We start from the raw sequence: 18,190 nt of genomic DNA on the forward strand, positions 1-18,190 counted from the left end.
ATACTTGACTAACTCGTGAAAATTTCATTATTATTCTCACCTCATCGAACCAAACATAGCACGTACGTTCGATAAAATCAATAAAGTTTGATAGATTCAATAAAATTTATCTTGTTCAACTAAGGGCGCAATTCCTTAGCCAGTTCTCTTATGAACTTCTCATGTTTTCACATGAGCGCAGACTATATGTTTATCTACTTAGAGATAGAGGATTTTTCCACCACCATAGGCTTGTGATGTACTCTCGTCAGTTATACGAGATAGTCGTTGAACGTTCATCTTATCCATTTTGACTTAGATGATTCGAGGCGGAAGACCCATTGTTCTAGTGTTTAGGATTTAACCTTGCACGATCTGATTGATTTTTTCTGCTTTCGCGACATTCACGCTCACTATTTCTAGCCACGTTGTAGTTCAATCAGCTTTAGGGATTGCCCGCAGTTAACCCTCACTACTAGCCAATCACTTGACTAGCAGGGCTTACTGATATATTTAATTAACTTTCGTTATAATTGGTTAAATAAATCGTAACAGTTAGTTACCCTTTCGTTTTCTCAGCGGACTGCACAACATCAACTGCCGCTTTCACATCCGCTAAGTCATATGTAGAATGGACTTTCATAAAACGTAATTGCTCATTTTCTACTAAGCAAATTAAGTGACGAAACGTTTCTTGCCATTTATATGGTGATACCTCTTTATTCCAATGTCGTAAATGAAATATGTTTGCGTGCACTTTCGCTTTCGTGACAATCTCTGCCCAGTTCACTTGTATTCCTGATAGAAGCCCGATCGTTAAAAAGTGCCCGTTTGGACGTAAGGAGAAAGCTAATGCATTTCCATCCGGTCCCCCGATAGAATCAATTGCAGCATCCGCACCGAGCCCGTTTGTTAATTCCATAACAGTTTCATAAAGCGGGGCAGTGGAAGTATCAATTACATATGCAGCACCAAGGCGCAGTAATTCTTCTGTATGCTTATTATTTCTTGTAACGGCAATGAATTGGAAGTTTAAAATTTGTGATAACTGCGCAAATAGATGTCCAATAGCGGATCCACAAGCATTCACTAATAAAACGTCATTACTCTGTAAGTTTAACGTTTCTGTACAAGTAACCCACGCCGTAAGAGGGTTAATATACATTTGCGCCGCTGTAAAATCATCGATGGAATCAGGGATAGGGACTACAAAATCAGCTGACGTCTTCACATACTCCTGCCAAGTACCTTCTGCGCGTAACGGTAAAACACGTTTACCGATAAGGTCTCTCGTAACGCCCGCACCTACATCTTCTACAATACCAACACCTTCATAACCAGGTATGTTAGGTAAAGGAATTCTATGAGCGTACGCTCCCGTTATTGGAATTAAGTCAGATGGATTAATCGGTCTAACTAGCATACGAACGAAAACTTCATTATCTTTCAGTGGTTCTATATTTTTATATTCAACTTGTAATACGTCTTTTGGATTGCCAAACTTATGAAATTGAATGCATGTTCCAAGCAAAGTAATTTGCCCCCTTAGTTTGATTGGGTTTATTATAGCATTTTTGGTTTAGGTGGTTATTTTGTTAGTGATAAATAGGTTTTTTAATTTGCGTATTTATCAGAATTTTATAAAATGTGTATATAACTATAAAATGGGGGGATTTTTTCATGTGTACTAGTTTGACGTTACAAACAAAAAATTTCCAGCATCTTTTTGCGAGAACAATGGATTTCACATTAGATATGAATCAGGAAGTAATAATCATTCCTCGGCGTTATCAGTGGAAAAATATAACTGGTGAAACGATCCGAGCGAAAAAGGCTGTTGTCGGAATGGGAATTAATCATGAAGGAAGGGTCATTATGGCGGACGGAGTAAATGAAGCTGGTATGACATGTGCCACTCTCTATTTCCCGGGATTCGCTACTTATAGTAACAGCATAGATGACCATAAAACGAATTTAGCACCATTTGATTTTGTGGCTTGGAGCTTGACGCAGTTTAATTCTGTTGAAGAGTTAAAAAAATCTGTTGATAACATTTCCCTTATAGATGTACCATTACCAGTTTTAGGGATTACTCCGCCACTACATTGGATTTTAGCAGATAAATGGGGAGAGTGTATTGTACTTGAGCCGACAACTGATGGAATAAAAATGTATGACAATCCAATAGGAGTGATGACTAATAGCCCGGAGTTTAATTGGCATTTACAAAATTTAAGACAATATATTGGACTTAAATCGCAGCCATTTGCACCAACCGAGTGGGGAGACGTACCATTAAGTGCTTTTGGCCAAGGTTCCGGATCGATGGGACTTCCTGGAGATTTCACCCCGCCATCAAGATTCGTGCGGGCAGCATATGGCAAACAAAACATTCAAGGTATAGAGAACGAAGAAGAGGGGATATCGGCTATTTTTCATATCTTATCAAATTGTGAGGTTCCTAAGGGGGCAGTAATAACAGAAGACGGTATATTAGATAATACTATCTATACAAGTGCAATGTGTATGGAGTCTGGAACATATTATTACCATACTTACGATTGTAGACAAATTATAGCCATTCATTTATTCAATGAAAATTTAGATACAGCTGAGATTAAAACGTATCCGTTCCAGCGGAAGCAAAAAATCTTTTATGAAAACTGATAAAAACACCTCCATTGAATTTGCATACTTAGTATGCAAATTCGGGAGGTGTTTTTCTATTAAGCCGAAGCCTTCTTCATTCTCTCAAGTAAACTAGATAACACATGCGTACGATACGATTCTAGTTTTTTACCTTCATAAGTACGGATACCTAATTTTTTAAGTTCTTTTACATACCAACCTTTGCTTCCGAAATACATGTGATCGCTCCCCTTCAACTTTGTTTTTATTTGTTCTGATTGCATATGGAGGTACAGGTAATATAATGAAGGAAATGAATTTCGCGCGAAAATGGTTAACTTTGTTGCAAAAGACATATATACTAAAGATAGTATACAACGAGGTGGACAAGACGTGATTATAGAGAAGCACGAAATTCAAATTGACCAAATTACTAGCGGTAAAGTGAATATCTTTACTTTCTATAGAAATAGAAAGCAAATTGATGATCATTTTTTACGATTGCAAGAACCATCGCTTACAGCAAACTACTTCTTCCATTTTCATTTTGATGCAGAGAGCTTGCATCTACTGCAGGAAGAGTTTCCAGGCGTATATCCGTACGACGGTAGTGAAACGATTCACGACTGGACGGAAAAGATGAAAGCTGAATTGCAACATCAGATCCAAACAGGTAAATGGAATAAACGCGTACGTATTGGTAATCGCATTCTAGATGTGGTGTTTACGTGGTGTGACGAAGATATAGTAGAGTGAAAAAGAAGCGGATGACGCTTCTTTTTTTTAGCGCTGGAATAAAACGAGCTTACCTGCAGTAGATGTACAGCGATGTGTTTTTTCATACAATCCTTTTTCTTGTAAAATAGATTCACCTTTTGCTTTTGCTTCTTTTTCAGTTGCCGCCTCGAATGATTCGTCTAATGCTTTTGAACCATCTTTTTCAAAGACTGTTAGAACGTATACTCCCATGAAAATTCCCTCCAATAATTAAAATCAGAATCTTATAATTATTTTGACATAAAACGCTACAATATGCAAAGAAATATATGACATTGCGTGGTAAAATAGAATGAAACTTTAATCATCGAGAATATTTTCATTCTCGATGATGATTAGTTTTCAGCGATGTTAATTTTAATAAAATGAAACTTTTGAAAGATAGAAAGGATCGTTATTTGTGAAACAAGTAAAGTTTATACATGCGGCTGATTTGCATTTGGATAGTCCGTTTAAAGGAATGGAGATGAATGTTGCGCAGTCTGTTTGGGAGAGAATGAAGCAAAGTACGTTTGAATCATTTGAGCGTATTGTTGATAAAGCGATTCAAGAGCGCGTTGATTTCGTATTACTAGCTGGGGATTTGTATGATGCGGAGACGAGAAGTTTGAGGGCGCAAGTGTTTGTGCGTGAGCAAATGAAGAGACTTTCGCAGTACGATATCCCTGTTTTTATTATTCACGGTAACCATGATCATTTAGGAGGAAGCTGGGCAGCGATTGAGTTTCCGGAAAATGTTCATGTGTTTACGGAGCCTTACGTAGAAGAGAAATCATTTTATAAAAATGGTGAGCTATTAGCTTCTATTTATGGGTTTAGTTATTTGCAGCAAGCGGTAACGGATAATATGACAGCGCAGTATACGAAAATGAGTGATGCGCCTTTTCATATTGGCATGCTTCACGGAAGTGTGGAAGGAGATGCAGAGCATAATCGCTATGCACCGTTTCAAATTCGTGAATTGAAAGAAAAGCAGTTTGATTATTGGGCTCTTGGCCATATACATAAACGTGAAATTTTATCAGAAGAGCCGTATATTATTTATCCAGGTAACATACAAGGTCGTCATCGTAAGGAAACAGGCGAGAAGGGTGCGTACCTTATTGAACTTACGAAACAAGGAACGCACTGTTCATTTTTCCATACGGCAGATGTTGTATGGGATGAGATCGAGGTTTGTATTGATGGACTTGAAACTGTTGATGAACTTATGACGAGCATGTCAACTGCGATGAATGATTGCCGAAGAGAAGAGGAAGGGACGCTTTTAACTGTCGTATTCATAGGGCAGGGCCCACTTTCTCCTTATTTGCGTGACGAAAAGCGTGTGGAAGAGATTTTTCACATTTTAGCATCTGGGGAAGAGCGAAAAGATTTCGTATATGCAATGAAGTGGAAAAATGAGACGGTTTCTTTTGCGGAAATCGAGCGTTTGAAAGCAGAAAATCATTTCGTCGGTAGTGTGCTAAAGGAGCTAGAAGCTTTCACAAATATGGACGGCGTATTGCGCACCATTTGGACATCTCCTGTAGCACGTAATAGTATTGAATCTTTTACAGAAGAAGAGAAGAAAGAGATTCAAAAGGAAGCGGAAAATATTATTTTAGAGCAATTATTCCAGCAAGAGAGGGATAAAAAATGAGAATTGAAAAACTCCATATTTATGGGTACGGAAAATTAGAAAATGTGGAAATGGATCTTTCCTTACTGACGGTGTTATACGGTGAAAATGAAGCGGGGAAATCGACAATTCGCTCGTTTATGAAAAGTATTTTGTTCGGTTTTCCGACGAGAGGACAGCGCCGTTATGAGCCGAAAGAAGGTGGGAAGTATGGCGGAGCGATGACTGTACAAACAGAGAAGTACGGTCGTTTGAAAATTGAACGATTGCCAAAGACGGCATCTGGCGAGGTGACCGTTTATTTTGAAGACGGGAAAACGGGCGGCGAGGAAATTTTAAACGATATATTAAGCGGGATGAATGAAAGTTTATTTGAATCGATCTTTTCATTTGATATGCATGGTCTTCAAAATATTCATCAGCTCGGCGAAGCGGATATTGGCAATTATTTATTTTCGGCAAGTGCAGTCGGAAGCGATGCGCTATTACAGTTAGATAAAAAGCTAGAAAAAGAAATGGATCAGCGTTTTAAACCGAGTGGGCGTAAACCGGAAATTAACGTGTCACTGCAAGAGATGAAGAAACTTGAAGAGAAGATGAAAGAGTGGCAAGGGAAAATTGGCACGTATGAAAAACAAGTGAAGCAGTTAAAAGAAAGTGAAGAGAAGCTTGCTTCTGTTCGCGTGGAAAAAGAGAATGCAGAAAAGCGAAAGCAAGATTATGAAATATTAGCAGCGCTTGAGCCACTCGTTATTGAAAAGCGTGCGCATGAGAAAGTGTTAGAAAATGAGAGCGGGCAGTTTCCTGTAAACGGAATGGCGCGCTATGAAGCGATTAAGGCGAAGATGGAGCCGCTCCAATTACAAGTTGATTCGCTCCATAAGAAAATCGAGACAGTGCAATCGGAAATTGCCTCGATTCAAATAGATGAAGAGTTTTTACAAAAAGAAAGTTATGTAGAAGAACTTCGTATGCAACATATGTCTTACGAAAATGCACGCCAAGAAATGCGTGATATGACAGGAAGTATTGCGAATATAAAAGAAGAAATTGCAGAACTAGAACAACAAATTGGTGCTACTTTTGAAAAGGAAGCGGTTCTTGCGTTTGACATGAGTTTGGCAACGAAAGAATTAATTACGCAAACCGTACAAAAAGCGCGTGAATTAGAAACGCAAAAAGCACAGCTTGATGATCGTTTTAAAGTAGCGCAAGAGCAATTAGAAGAACAAGAAGAAAATATAAGACAGATTCAGAAACAAATGTTAGTTGATGAAGAGCGAGATACGTTAGTTGAGAAAGAGAAATCGTTCCAAGACGCGGCGTTTATCGGTATGGGCGCAGAGAGAATGAAGCGTAAGTATGAGGAAAAAGCAGGAGCGGCTATGCAAAAGAAAAAGAAGTGGCAAAGAGTTTGTCTTCTGTTACTTCTTATTAACACGCTTGTTTTATTCACGAGTTTATTTATTGATAACCGCCCGCTCTTATTTATTAGTGTTATTGTTTTTGTAGGGATTGTTCTTGCCCTTGTTTTATATAAAGATCCGTCAAGTGGATTACAAGAAGAGCTTCTTACTCTTCAGCAAAGTGCTGGCGGGAGACAAAGTGAAGAAGCGCTGTCTGTGCGCTATGAGTTAGAAAAAGATGAAGAGATTCGGAAGCTATTTGAGCGTGAGTCTTATAAATTGCAGCAAATGGAGCGAGCTTATGATAAAGTCGTTTCATCGTATGAGGAATGGGAGAGAGAAACGTTCCAAGCGGGAGAACAAGTAGATGCATATAAAACGCGCTATATGTTCCCAGAATTTTATACGTATGCACACATATTGCCAGCGTTTGAGCGTATTGAAAAAATGCAGCAATTATATCGTGCATTAGATAAGCAAGGCACGCGAAAATCTTCATTATATGAAATAATTTCGCATTTTGAACAGAAACTAGAAACTGTTATCGGTAGTGCGGAGTATAGTAAGCTACACGGGGCACAAAGTCGTATGCAAAATGAGAAAGAGAAGCGCCAAACTTGTAAGCAGTTAAAAGAAAAACTGGCGGAATGGCAAGAAGAATATGAGTTTATGCAAGAACAATTAAAGCAATTACTAGTAGAACGAGACAGTTTATGGCATATTGCAGAGGCTGCAGATGAAGAGATGTTTTTAGAAGCAGGTAAACTAGCGGAAAAACGTGAAGATGCAGAGAAACAAGTGGGGCGTTTATTACCGCAAATTGATTTGTTGGAACAGCGTTTAACGAGCTTATCATTAGCTGAACATTACGAAGCTGACGGTTATGAAGAGAAATTAAAGAGAGAAATTACAGTCGTGCAAAACTGTCTGGTGCAAGAGAAAGAACTGACAGAGCGCATTGCGAAACATCGTATGGAAATTGCGAATTTAGAAGAAGGTAGTACGTACGGCGATTTAATGCATGAGTGGGAAATGAAAAAAGCGCAAGTGCGTGAACAAGTGAAGAAGTGGGCTGCTTATGCGGCCGCAAAGACAGTATTAACGAAAACGAAGCAATATTATCATGAAGTGCATCTGCCTCGTATTTTACAAAAATCAGAAGAGTATTTCGTCTATTTAACAGGCGGACGATATAGTAAAATCTTTTCACCGTCAGAGGCGGAACCGTTCATTGTTGAGCGTAACGACGGTATGCGTTTTTACAGTCATGAACTAAGCCAAGCGACAGCGGAGCAGTTATATTTATCGCTGAGATTTGCACTTGCGAAAACATTTGAACATGATTATCCATTTATTATTGATGATAGTTTCGTGCACTTTGATGCGGTAAGGACGGATCGAACGATTGAACTAATAAAGGAAATCGCAAAAGATAGACAAGTAATCTTCTTTACATGTCATGCGCATTTACTCGCGTATTTTACAGAAAAACAGATTATAAAATTAACACATAAGCGTAAAGAAAATGAGTTGTGATATGCTATACTAAAAGTAACTGATTTGGTGGAGGAATTCGAATGAAAAAGAAAATTGCAGAATATGAAGTTGGTGAACAAGTCGATGTTTTCTTGTTAATTAAAACAGCGACAAAAGGTCTAGCAAGTAATGGAAAGCCATTTTTAACAGTAATCTTACAAGATCCAAGTGGAGATATTGAAGCGAAGCTATGGGACGTATCACCAGAAGTTGAGAAACAATATGTAGCAGAAACAATCGTTAAAGTAGCTGGTGATATTTTAAACTACAAAGGACGTATTCAATTACGTGTGAAACAAATCCGTGTTGCGAATGAAAATGAAGTAACAGATATCTCGGATTTCGTAGAAAAAGCACCAGTGAAAAAAGAAGATATGGTTGAGAAAATTACGCAATACATATTTGAAATGAGAAACCCGAACATTCAGCGTCTAACAAGACATTTATTAAATAAGCATCAAAATGAATTTTTAGAATATCCAGCAGCGACAAAGAATCATCATGAGTTCGTATCTGGACTAGCTTATCACGTTGTATCAATGCTAGATTTAGCGAAAGCTATTTCAAATCTATACCCATCATTAGATAAAGACTTACTATATGCAGGCGTTATTTTACATGACCTTGGTAAAGTAATTGAACTATCTGGTCCAATTTCTACAACGTATACGTTAGAAGGAAATTTACTAGGCCACATTTCTATCATGGTGAACGAAATTGGTAAAGCAGCAGATGAGCTGAACATCGATGCAGAAGAAGTATTAATTCTTCAACACATCGTCCTTTCTCACCACGGAAAAGCAGAATGGGGTAGCCCAAAACCACCGTTAGTAAAAGAAGCAGAAATTCTGCACTACATCGATAACTTAGATGCAAAAATGAACATGATGGACCGCGCATTAGGACGTACAAAACCAGGCGAATACACAGAGCGTGTCTTCGCACTTGATAATCGTTCGTTCTATAAACCGACGTTCCATAATTAAAAGTGTGAATAAAGTGGCCTCATTAAGTTTTAAAAGCTTAGTGAGGCTGTTTTCTTTATTAAAAATTAAATGAAATAGTTAAGAAGTACGCATGGGGTTAACGAAGAACGATTAAAACATATCTCACCACTAGAATGGGAGCATATCAACTTTAATATGGCAGATACTTAGAATCGCTTCAGCCTGTATAACAGGCCTAAAAATAAGAGTTGAAACTTGTTTAGCATCTATTTTTGTTAAAAGGTGGGAGAATTGTGCTATGATGTGAGCAAATATAAAACTATCTAAAGGAGGGATTCACATGCCGCATGTTGTGTTTCATGGAATTACTACTGAACAATTAAAACACATAAGCAAGCCATTAGTAGAAGAGCTCGCAGAGATTTGTGAGTGTGGTACGGATAATTTTACGTTGGAACTACCAAGTTCTACGTTTGTATTCAATGGAGAAGAAATAGAAGCGTTTCCTCTTATTGAAGTGAAATGGTTCGAGCGTGGACAGGAAATTCGTGATCGATTTGCCAAGGCCATTACTACATATGTAATGGATTTTGGACTTCCAGAAGTAGAGGTTGTATTTACGGTTTTCACAGAATCAGCGTATTATATTAACGGGAAGCATTGTGCAAGTTAGAGCTATTATAAATGTTTTTGTAACATTTATCCCGCATTAACGGGCAGTAAGACCCCCACCTCAAAATTCAGCGGAAGCAAAGAAGTTAGGTGGGGGATCAACTGTCCGTAAAAGCCCGATTGGTTCAACTAATAATCAGTGGGGGATGAACAAAACCCCCACTAATTAAAGTTTCACTTTATAAGGGATAGAACCACATCGCTATCAAGCTAACTAGACAAAATACCCTCTAAAAAGAAAAAGGCGTTATTCTTTCTGAGAAATCATAGGAAAGGATAACGCCTTTATATCAATTTTAATATAATCGATTCACTTCTTTATAAAAAGTTTGGTTATTTTATTGAAGCTTATTCCACAAACACACCCGTTTGTTCACTTTTTTACTGTTTGAAAGCCATACTTTTTATATTGATTCATTTATTGGAAAAACCGAAAGTTTTAAACGCTCTCTATTACATATTTATTTTTGGAAAAATAGCCTAACTCCAAATACTAATAATACTGTGCCAGTAATACCCTCTATTGTACGGTTCACCTTTTCTTTTCTTAAAAAAGTTCTTAATTGACGTATTAGAGAGATATAAAGTAAATACCATATTGCTGTCAAAGTCGTAAATGTGAATCCCAACAAAAGAAATTGGAAGAAATGACTTTGATTACTCACAATAAATTGGGGTAGAAAACTAAGGAAAAATACAGCCGTTTTTGGGTTTAAGATTGCCGTGGTAAATCCTTGTCTAAAACTTTTAACCGTTCCAATATCCTTAGAGTTTATTTCCACTGAACTTGACATATCTTCTTTTTTAGAAAAGGCACTTTTAATTGACTTTACAGCTAAATAAATTAAATAAAATGCCCCAGCATATTTTATTAATGTAAATAGCATAGCAAATTTCATTAAGATAGCAGAGAGTCCTAGTGTAGCCATTATTGTATGAATCATCATTCCAGATACCGTTCCTAAGACGGTCTTTATCCCACCATTTCTACCATGAGAGATAGTGTTTTTTGTAACTAAAGCAAAACCGGGACCAGGCATCATTATAATAAGGAGTGCTGTAAGGATAAATAGCATATAATTTTCCATGTTATGGTATTTCCTTTCTGATTTTTAGTTTCGCTTATAGTATAGCTTTTTTCCTTAAAACATTAAATATAAAAAGTGTGATCAGGATAGTATCATAAACTTTCAAGGAGTTATAATTGAATTATAGAGGGCTTCACTTGAATAATGTTCTTCTGTAAATGAGCGTTTTAATAGAATGTCAATTACGTAAATAATCAGATTTTACACCCTAAATGTTATTTAACAAAAAAATCTTGAATTCGAGATTTTTCGCTTGCTTTTCAATCACTTGAGGTGTAAATTGATAGTAACGAAAGCGATTGAGTCATATGAAAAACATACACTCAGTTGTTTTCGATTAAAAAACAAAGTAACTTATACAGTAAAAACTAAGATGAATTTACAAAAACATAATTAAGAATAAATTGAAAAGCTAAAAACCATATTAGTTGTGGGAAATATTATTTTTTTAGTTATCACTTGACTAGTAAAACGAAACGGAGGAATAACCAATGTATAAAATTAAAGGGCATCATCACATTTCAATGGTTACGAAAAATGCAAATGAAAATAATCACTTTTATAAAAACGTGCTTGGCTTACGTCGTGTGAAAATGACAGTAAATCAAGATGATCCGTCAATGTACCACTTGTTTTATGGAGATAAAACAGGAAGTCCAGGTACGGAATTATCATTTTTTGAAATTCCATTAGTAGGAAGAACATATCGCGGTACGAATGCGATTACTCGAATTGGATTACTCGTTCCTTCAGAGGAAAGCTTACATTACTGGAAAGAACGATTTGAGAATTTTGATGTGAAACATAGTGAAATGACAACATATGCAAATCGTCCTGCTTTACAATTTGAGGATGCTGAAGGTCTTCGCTTAGTACTACTCGTTTCAAACGGAGAAAAAGTAGAGCACTGGGAAACTTGGGAGAAATCAGAAGTTCCTGCAAAGCATCAAATTCAAGGAATGGGTTCTGTGGAAATGACAGTTCGTAGACTTGATAAAATGTCGAGTACACTTACAGAGATGTTCGGTTATACAGCGGTTAGCCGTAGCGAAGAGGAAGCAATTTTTCAATCCATTAAAGGAGAGGATTTTGGAGAAATCGTTGTGAAATATTTAGATGGACCTACTGAAAAGCCGGGCCGAGGGAGCATTCACCATTTAGCAATTCGCGTGAAAAACGATGCAGAGCTTGCCTATTGGGAAGAACAGGTGAAACAAAGAGGCTTCCAGTCTTCAGGAATCATCGACCGTTTCTACTTTAAAAGCTTATATTTCCGTGAATCAAACGGAATCCTTTTTGAAATTGCGACAGATGGACCAGGATTTACAGTTGATGGAGATGTGGAACATTTAGGAGAAAAACTTGATTTACCACCGTTCTTAGAAGATCAGCGTGCAGAGATTGAAGCGAATTTAGCACCTATTGAAGAGAAGTAATAGGAGAGAAAATATAAATTAAAAAATATTGGAGGAATATAAAATGAACCAATTAAAAGGAATTCACCACGTTACAGCGATTACAAGTAGTGCAGAAAAAAACTATGAGTTTTTCACTCACGTTTTAGGAATGCGTTTAGTTAAGAAAACAGTAAACCAAGATGACATTCAAACGTATCATTTATTCTTTGCAGATGATAAAGGTAGTGCAGGAACAGATATGACATTCTTTGACTTCCGAGGTGTTCCGAAAGGAGTACACGGTACAAATGAAATTTCAAAAACTTCATTCCGTGTTCCGACTGATGCAGCATTAGAGTATTGGGTGAAACGCTTTGACCGTCTTGAAGTAGAACATACAGGAATTAAAGAGCAATTTGGTAAGAAAACTCTTTCTTTCGTTGACTTTGATGACCAACACTATCAATTAATCTCAGATGAACTTGATAAAGGAATCGAATCAGGTACACCTTGGCAAAACGGGCCAGTACCATTAGAATATGCAATCACTGGTTTAGGACCTGTATTTATCCGTATTGCAAACTTTAGTTTCTTCAAAGAAGTGCTAGAAAAAGTTTTATTATTTAAAGAGGTTGCGCAAGAAGGAGAATTCTATTTATTTGAAGTAAATAAAGGTGGAAACGGTGCTTCTGTCGTTGTAGAACATAATACGGTTCTTCCAGAAGCACGACAAGGTTTTGGTACGGTTCACCATGCTGCATTCCGCGTAGAAGATCGCGCTGTATTAGAAGAATGGATTGAGAGAATCAGTAGCGTTGGACTTCCTTCATCTGGTTATGTAGACCGTCATTTCTTTGAATCATTATACGCAAGAGTTGCACCACAAATCTTATTTGAATTTGCAACAGACGGCCCAGGGTTTATGGGAGATGAGCCATACGAAACACTTGGCGAAAAATTATCTTTACCTCCATTCCTAGAGCCAAAACGTGAAGAAATTGAAAAATTAGTTCGTCCAATTGATACAGTGAGAAGTACGAAGGAATTCATTAAAGAGTAAAAATAGAGATAGTAAGTAGGAGAGCAAGTAGTTTTAGCGGAGTGCTGGAACTGCTTGCTTTTTTATTTGTCCTGTTAAGTTTTCTGACAATTGTTTCTCAAGTTATTAAAAAGGAAAAGTTTGGTATAATTAATTAAAATATTTAATTTTCTGATAATTATTTTTCAATACATAGAAAAGGAGTGGTAATATACAATTTTGATAATTGTATAAAAATCCTAATTTTATAATTTTGGAGAAAAGGGGATGCGAGTTTATGGGAGCAGATGTAGTAACGCGGGAGCAAATGAGACACTTATTGGATGATTGGTATCATTCAATGTTAAAACAAGATGTGGTTAAAGCGAAAGTACTAAATGAGGAAATAGAGTCCAAGGTTATTTATATTAAAGAAGATCAGTATGCGGCATTTTATCACGCATTATTAAAATTCCGTTATCATGTGCTAATTGATAGTTTGAGTATTACAGAGAATAGTTTTGATGAAATTAATACCTTTATAATTCCTGATGACGCACTTTTAACACATTATTATCACTTATTTAAAGGTATTCATGCAATGTATATATCAAATTACATTGAGTCACAAAATCACTTTGAAGAGGCTGGGAAATTAATTAAATATATAACATCTTCGTTGGAACATGCTGAATTCAATTATAGATTTGCATATTTGTCTTATCAAACGTATAAACCATTGATGGCGATTGATCAAATACGTTTAGCAAAAGATGAATATGAAAAACATCCTGGCTATGAAGTTTGTATTGCTTTGTGTGAGAATATTTTTGCAATGGCTTGTATTGATTTAAAGCAATATGAACAAGCCGAAGAGAAGTTGAATTTGGCATTAGATGTATTTCAAAAGATAGATAATGAAAGATTTATTACAATGGTTCGTCATAATTTAGCATGGTTATATGCAAGTCAAAACCTTTCGAGTTTAGCAATTCGACATTTAGTAGAAGTAATAAAAAGTAATCCCAAACATTTCAAAGCAATGTTTGTATTAGCACGTGAATATTACAAAATTGGAAAAATCGATACTGCCGCTGAATTAATTGAAAAAGGATTAGATATATGTAATAAGATACAAAATAAAGAATTTCAGCACCGTTTTGTAATTTTAAAGGAAATGAATCAAAAGACGTCTAGTGTATTATTAGAATCCACTATTTTAAATGGGATTTTATATTTTGAGAAAGAAGGTTTGTTGGATTGTATTCAAGAATATACTGAGATTTTAGCTATGCAATTTTATAAAGAAGAAAACCATGTAAAGGCAAGTAAATATTTTTATATAAATAATCAAGCACAGAAAAAACATTTAGAAAAAGGGGCGTTGAAATAATGAAAAAAGTAGGCGTAATAGCAAAAGGATTAATTTTTGTAGGGATTCTTTCATTGGGACTTAATTTTTCTTCTACTACACAGCAAGCAGTTAATATTGGTGACGGAGGAGCACCAGCAAGACCAGACTACGTTAACATTGGCGACACAGGAGGAGCACCAGCAGATAATAGGGGCGACGGCGGAGTAAGCCAACTATAATAACAAAGAAAGGGACTTCAACATGGAGTCCCTTTTTCTATTTTCAGGCCATGTAGAGAAAAGAATTGACTTACTTTAAATATGTAACTATAATAGTTACAGAATAACCATTAGTAATAGAAGTGAGTTATATTTTTTTAGTATAATTGTAACTGTTTTAGTTACAATTAAAAGGATAACATAAAACAACCAAATAATGTAAAAACTTTAAATAGCAACTTGAGAAAGGAGACGGGAATTTTGAAACGGTTTAAATTTTATTTCATTAGCGGTATTGTGCTCGTTTTGTTAATCGTATGTAACTTCGTTGATAAGCCGATCGCGAAGGTTGGAGAAGTGAAAGATACTGTTATGATGAAGCTGCATACGAAAGAGAGTATGGCGCAAATTGATGGGCAGACGATTTACTTTAAGCAAATTGGTGAGGGGAAGCCGCCTTTACTTATGCTTCACGGGTTTGGTGGTTCTTCAGATGGGTTTAGTGATATTTATCCGGAACTTGTAAAGGACCATACGATTATCGCGGTTGATATTTTAGGATTTGGACGTTCTTCGAAGCCGGTTGATTTTCAGTATTCGTTTCCTGCGCAAGTGAATTTATATTATAAGTTAATGAAGAAGCTCGGATACGATCAGTTTGCGGTGCTTGGCCATTCGATGGGCGGAGAGATGTCCTTGAATTTAGCGTATTTATATCCGGATGCAGTAACGCATCTCATCTTGGCGGATGCTACAGGAATTGAGTCTTTCCAGCAAAAAGAAAGTTATGAAGTACCACCGCTATCGACGGACTTACAAACTGTAACCGAGATTACGAAGTATAATAAAAATGAAGTGAAAAATAGTCGTGATGATAAAGAGCATTATGACCAGCTTACGAAAATGAGAGAGCGCCGCATTGCGATGGAAGCTGATAAAATTAAGGTACCGACTTTAATTATATGGGGACGACATGATAAAAGTGTTTCTTGGAAAAATGGTGAACTGTATCATGGGCTATTTGCAAATAGTACGTTTCATATTATTGAAAAAGGATACCACGCACCGTTTCGTCAGGAACCAATTGAGTTTATGGAATATGTACAAGCATTTTTCGCGAAGCATCCACAATAAAAATTTTAAGCATAAATCCACTTCTTTCCTCATAAAGTGAAACTAATAAGGCTTGTCTAAGGAAAGGAATGAAGTGATTTGGAAACTTTACCATGGTGGGTGTATCTTGTAATTGTCGGGATTGTACTAAGTGGCTACATGGTTTTATATACTTCGAAAAAAGAGCAAGATATGGATAATGAGTTTATTGAAAAAGAAGGCGAAGTATATATGAAGCGTTTAGAAGAAGAACGTGAGAAACGTAATCAGGATAGTGATAAAGATTCGGTATTGCTTTAATAGAAATTTTGAAAGGCTACCACCTAGTAGGATTTTACATCTAGGTGGTAGCTTTTTTTCTTCTGGGGAGCAGTATATGTTCATCAAGCTAAGGTTATATTAGTTTAATTTTACATGTATAAGAGAGTCATCATAAACTTTTATTGATGGCATTTATATATATTTTTCTTCATAAGAATGGAACTAGCGGGGATTTTACTGGGGGGGATTAACAATGCATAGGGATGAAACTTCATTACATCCGGATACAGGTGTTACATCTGTAATGTTTGTTGAGCGTTCATTAAATGAAATTCGTTTTTGGTCTAGAATCATGAAGGAGCATTCTTTTTTTCTACGTTTAGGATTTAGATGCGAGGATACTCAACTAATCGAAGAGGCGAATCAATTTTATCGATTGTTTGAACATATTGAACAAATAGCGCATTCCTATACAAATGAAACAGATCCTGAGCAAATAAAAAGATTTAATGCAGAAGTACAACAAGCCGCAACTAATATTTGGGGATTTAAACGAAAAATTTTAGGATTAATTCTCACATGTAAATTGCCAGGACAAAATAACTTTCCACTTTTAGTTGACCATACAAGTAGGGAAGCGGATTATTTTAGAAAACGTTTAATACAATTAAATGAAGGTAAATTAGATGCTCTTCCTGATGCTATTATTAAAGAAAATGTTTTCTTTTTAAGGATTATGGCAGACCATGCTAAATTTATTGGCCATCTTCTTGATCCATCGGAAAGAAAGCTTGTAGATACAGCACGGAATTTTAGCAATGATTTTGATGAATTGATGTATCAAGCAATTGACTTAGAATCTATGAAACCACAATCCCAAACAGCTCCTCTTTTAGATCAATTTTTAGATCAAAATCGCGTGTCAGTTGCATCTCTTCGGGATTTTAAGAAAACAGCACGTGATTTAATTGAGCAATGTAAAATAAAGAGCATCATTCATCCATTATTGGCAGACCATGTTTTCCGTGAAGCTGATAGATTTCTTGAAATCATTGATATGTATGATGTTCATCTTACAAATATTCAATCACAACCTAGATATTAGAAGATAAGGAAAGATAGTATTTTTTCCTTAAGCCGAGAAGTTAACAATTTATTGTTAGCTTCTTTTCTTTGTGATTAAAATTTTCTTTTAAGGACTACATAAATCCCTTTGACCAAATATGTAATTCTTTGTAAAATGATATATATGGAAAGATTATGAATATACAGGAAATCTATGGATAGTAGATTTTAATAAATTATTCGGGGGAAATTTATTAGTTAAGTATATTAACTTGTTTGCACTACATTTTACAAATAAAGGGGTATTAGTAATCATGAAAGCAAAGAAATTAGTAAGTTTAGCGTTACCAGTTATGTTATTGAGTGGTTGTATTACAATTGAAACTGATGGTAAGAAAGCTGAGCCAAAGAAAGAAGAAACGCAAAAGGTAGAGAAAGAGAATAAGACTTCTGAAAAAGAGAGTAAGTCAACTGATAGCAAGAAAGAGGATAGCTTATCTGTAGCGAAAGGTGAAGGTACAAATAGTAGTTCATCAAGTAGTCAACCAAGTTCTTCTTCAAATAATTCAACTTCTTCTAGTTCTTCAACTGGTAAGGTAACTGGTTCAGATGTTGAAAGGTACAAGGCAGATATCATAAATAGTGCTACTCAAATTGAAGATACAATGAAATTAATTGAAGGAATAGCAGATTCAGACGTAAAATCATACAAACAAAAGAAAAGTGAAGTACAACTGAGTTTAGGTGGAGCAAAGGCAACTGCAACGAAACTGAAGAATCTACAAGCACCTCCTGAATTACAGGGAGAACAAGTGAAGATAAAGCAATCGATGGAACTGTATGCGGATTGTTTCCAACTTCTCTTTGATGCATTAGACCAAGAAGACGAGAGTAAAATGCATCAATCATTAAGTAAAGCACAAGAAGGTTCGAAACTGTTTGAAGAGGCAGCGAAGAGTATCGGTAGTAAAACCAACTAAGAATAAATTATTTTAAGGGGTACTTGTGGGTGCAGTTGGTGCAAGTGAAGAGTTAGGAATTAGTTATGGAAACACATTACAAATTTATCATATGGACGATAATGTTCGTATTCGATATGTAAAACAATAA

At 36.1% G+C, this 18,190-nt stretch carries 18 protein-coding genes; 14 read left to right on the plus strand and 4 right to left on the minus strand.

Annotated elements, in window-relative coordinates; all coding sequences use genetic code 11:
• Nucleotides 1-538: 538 nt before the first annotated feature.
• On the minus strand, nucleotides 539-1,510 hold the full coding sequence (locus CN409_RS10805; RefSeq protein WP_017762875.1) for a zinc-dependent alcohol dehydrogenase family protein: 972 nt from the start codon (nucleotides 1,508-1,510) through the stop codon (nucleotides 539-541).
• A 149-nt stretch (nucleotides 1,511-1,659) separates the two neighbouring features.
• Between CN409_RS10805 and CN409_RS10810 the strand changes: the two genes are divergently transcribed.
• Nucleotides 1,660-2,646, plus strand: a complete 987-nt coding sequence (locus tag CN409_RS10810) for a choloylglycine hydrolase family protein (RefSeq protein ID WP_000337587.1) — start codon at nucleotides 1,660-1,662, stop codon at nucleotides 2,644-2,646.
• Between the two features lie 59 nt (nucleotides 2,647-2,705).
• Here the strand turns inward: CN409_RS10810 and CN409_RS10815 are convergent, their stop codons facing one another.
• Nucleotides 2,706-2,846 (minus strand): YflJ family protein, encoded by a 141-nt coding sequence (locus CN409_RS10815; protein WP_000273536.1) that lies wholly within the window; start codon nucleotides 2,844-2,846, stop codon nucleotides 2,706-2,708.
• Between the two features lie 154 nt (nucleotides 2,847-3,000).
• Here CN409_RS10815 and CN409_RS10820 point away from each other — a divergent pair, with 154 nt between their 5' ends.
• The gene (locus tag CN409_RS10820) at nucleotides 3,001-3,363 is read left to right on the plus strand and encodes a hypothetical protein (protein ID WP_000582776.1); all 363 of its coding nucleotides are present in this window, start codon (nucleotides 3,001-3,003) and stop codon (nucleotides 3,361-3,363) included.
• Nucleotides 3,364-3,390: 27 nt separating this feature from the next.
• Here the strand turns inward: CN409_RS10820 and CN409_RS10825 are convergent, their stop codons facing one another.
• Entirely contained in the window at nucleotides 3,391-3,576 is a 186-nt protein-coding gene (locus tag CN409_RS10825; protein ID WP_000539552.1) for a YhzD family protein, read from the minus strand.
• A gap of 208 nt (nucleotides 3,577-3,784) precedes the next feature.
• Here CN409_RS10825 and CN409_RS10830 point away from each other — a divergent pair, with 208 nt between their 5' ends.
• The 4 genes from CN409_RS10830 to CN409_RS10845 all read left to right on the plus strand — a co-directional run bounded on the left by CN409_RS10830 (nucleotide 3,785) and on the right by CN409_RS10845 (nucleotide 9,567).
• The gene (locus tag CN409_RS10830; RefSeq protein WP_000815700.1) at nucleotides 3,785-5,026 is read left to right on the plus strand and encodes a metallophosphoesterase family protein; all 1,242 of its coding nucleotides are present in this window, start codon (nucleotides 3,785-3,787) and stop codon (nucleotides 5,024-5,026) included.
• Nucleotides 5,023-7,947: an ATP-binding protein gene (locus CN409_RS10835; protein WP_086390205.1), complete on the plus strand. Its 2,925-nt coding sequence runs from the start codon at nucleotides 5,023-5,025 to the stop codon at nucleotides 7,945-7,947. Before CN409_RS10830 ends, CN409_RS10835 begins: the two co-directional genes overlap by 4 nt.
• A gap of 41 nt (nucleotides 7,948-7,988) precedes the next feature.
• Nucleotides 7,989-8,933 carry a 3'-5' exoribonuclease YhaM gene (yhaM, locus tag CN409_RS10840; RefSeq protein ID WP_000726650.1) on the plus strand — a complete coding sequence of 315 codons (945 nt, stop codon included), beginning with the start codon at nucleotides 7,989-7,991 and terminating at the stop codon, nucleotides 8,931-8,933.
• Between the two features lie 301 nt (nucleotides 8,934-9,234).
• The gene (locus tag CN409_RS10845; protein ID WP_086390206.1) at nucleotides 9,235-9,567 is read left to right on the plus strand and encodes a DUF1904 family protein; all 333 of its coding nucleotides are present in this window, start codon (nucleotides 9,235-9,237) and stop codon (nucleotides 9,565-9,567) included.
• A 460-nt stretch (nucleotides 9,568-10,027) separates the two neighbouring features.
• Here the strand turns inward: CN409_RS10845 and CN409_RS10855 are convergent, their stop codons facing one another.
• Complete coding sequence (locus tag CN409_RS10855; protein ID WP_000433010.1) at nucleotides 10,028-10,654, minus strand: LysE family translocator; 627 nt, start codon at nucleotides 10,652-10,654, stop codon at nucleotides 10,028-10,030.
• Nucleotides 10,655-11,145: 491 nt separating this feature from the next.
• On the opposite strand from CN409_RS10855, the gene CN409_RS10860 reads away from it, so the two are divergent.
• From CN409_RS10860 to CN409_RS10895, 8 genes are all read left to right on the plus strand, one after another.
• Nucleotides 11,146-12,090 (plus strand): ring-cleaving dioxygenase, encoded by a 945-nt coding sequence (locus CN409_RS10860; RefSeq protein ID WP_000276686.1) that lies wholly within the window; start codon nucleotides 11,146-11,148, stop codon nucleotides 12,088-12,090.
• A gap of 43 nt (nucleotides 12,091-12,133) precedes the next feature.
• Nucleotides 12,134-13,111: a ring-cleaving dioxygenase gene (locus CN409_RS10865; protein WP_086390207.1), complete on the plus strand. Its 978-nt coding sequence runs from the start codon at nucleotides 12,134-12,136 to the stop codon at nucleotides 13,109-13,111.
• A 256-nt stretch (nucleotides 13,112-13,367) separates the two neighbouring features.
• A complete protein-coding gene (locus tag CN409_RS10870; protein ID WP_000500598.1) occupies nucleotides 13,368-14,462 on the plus strand; it encodes a response regulator aspartate phosphatase in 1,095 nt (364 codons plus the stop codon).
• Nucleotides 14,462-14,662 carry a Phr family secreted Rap phosphatase inhibitor gene (locus tag CN409_RS10875; RefSeq protein ID WP_000755466.1) on the plus strand — a complete coding sequence of 67 codons (201 nt, stop codon included), beginning with the start codon at nucleotides 14,462-14,464 and terminating at the stop codon, nucleotides 14,660-14,662. The genes CN409_RS10870 and CN409_RS10875 overlap by 1 nt, the downstream gene beginning before the upstream one ends.
• A gap of 240 nt (nucleotides 14,663-14,902) precedes the next feature.
• The gene (locus tag CN409_RS10880; RefSeq protein WP_017762879.1) at nucleotides 14,903-15,775 is read left to right on the plus strand and encodes an alpha/beta fold hydrolase; all 873 of its coding nucleotides are present in this window, start codon (nucleotides 14,903-14,905) and stop codon (nucleotides 15,773-15,775) included.
• Nucleotides 15,776-15,853: 78 nt separating this feature from the next.
• A complete protein-coding gene (locus tag CN409_RS10885) occupies nucleotides 15,854-16,054 on the plus strand; it encodes a sporulation YhaL family protein (protein WP_000449223.1) in 201 nt (66 codons plus the stop codon).
• 214 nt (nucleotides 16,055-16,268) lie between these two features.
• Entirely contained in the window at nucleotides 16,269-17,120 is an 852-nt protein-coding gene (locus tag CN409_RS10890; RefSeq protein ID WP_000554479.1) for a DUF2935 domain-containing protein, read from the plus strand.
• A gap of 274 nt (nucleotides 17,121-17,394) precedes the next feature.
• Nucleotides 17,395-18,060 (plus strand): DUF7018 domain-containing (lipo)protein, encoded by a 666-nt coding sequence (locus tag CN409_RS10895; RefSeq protein WP_000644836.1) that lies wholly within the window; start codon nucleotides 17,395-17,397, stop codon nucleotides 18,058-18,060.
• The last annotated feature ends 130 nt before the right edge of the window (nucleotides 18,061-18,190 follow it).

This window comes from Bacillus sp. AFS012607, assembly GCF_002558005.1.
Lineage (GTDB): Bacteria > Bacillota > Bacilli > Bacillales > Bacillaceae_G > Bacillus_A > Bacillus_A thuringiensis_S.

Excerpts from the sequence above, each read along its gene's own strand:
- CN409_RS10870 (WP_000500598.1), top strand. The coding sequence starts at position 13,368 with ATGGGAGCAGATGTAGTAACGCGGGAGCAAATGAGACACTTATTGGAT.
- CN409_RS10835 (WP_086390205.1), top strand. The coding sequence starts at position 5,023 with ATGAGAATTGAAAAACTCCATATTTATGGGTACGGAAAATTAGAAAAT.
- CN409_RS10895 (WP_000644836.1), top strand. The coding sequence starts at position 17,395 with ATGAAAGCAAAGAAATTAGTAAGTTTAGCGTTACCAGTTATGTTATTG.
- yhaM (WP_000726650.1), top strand. The coding sequence starts at position 7,989 with ATGAAAAAGAAAATTGCAGAATATGAAGTTGGTGAACAAGTCGATGTT.
- CN409_RS10845 (WP_086390206.1), top strand. The coding sequence starts at position 9,235 with ATGCCGCATGTTGTGTTTCATGGAATTACTACTGAACAATTAAAACAC.
- CN409_RS10815 (WP_000273536.1), bottom strand. The coding sequence starts at position 2,846 with ATGTATTTCGGAAGCAAAGGTTGGTATGTAAAAGAACTTAAAAAATTA.
- CN409_RS10825 (WP_000539552.1), bottom strand. The coding sequence starts at position 3,576 with ATGGGAGTATACGTTCTAACAGTCTTTGAAAAAGATGGTTCAAAAGCA.
- CN409_RS10860 (WP_000276686.1), top strand. The coding sequence starts at position 11,146 with ATGTATAAAATTAAAGGGCATCATCACATTTCAATGGTTACGAAAAAT.
- CN409_RS10890 (WP_000554479.1), top strand. The coding sequence starts at position 16,269 with ATGCATAGGGATGAAACTTCATTACATCCGGATACAGGTGTTACATCT.
- CN409_RS10810 (WP_000337587.1), top strand. The coding sequence starts at position 1,660 with ATGTGTACTAGTTTGACGTTACAAACAAAAAATTTCCAGCATCTTTTT.
- CN409_RS10875 (WP_000755466.1), top strand. The coding sequence starts at position 14,462 with ATGAAAAAAGTAGGCGTAATAGCAAAAGGATTAATTTTTGTAGGGATT.
- CN409_RS10865 (WP_086390207.1), top strand. The coding sequence starts at position 12,134 with ATGAACCAATTAAAAGGAATTCACCACGTTACAGCGATTACAAGTAGT.
- CN409_RS10855 (WP_000433010.1), bottom strand. The coding sequence starts at position 10,654 with ATGGAAAATTATATGCTATTTATCCTTACAGCACTCCTTATTATAATG.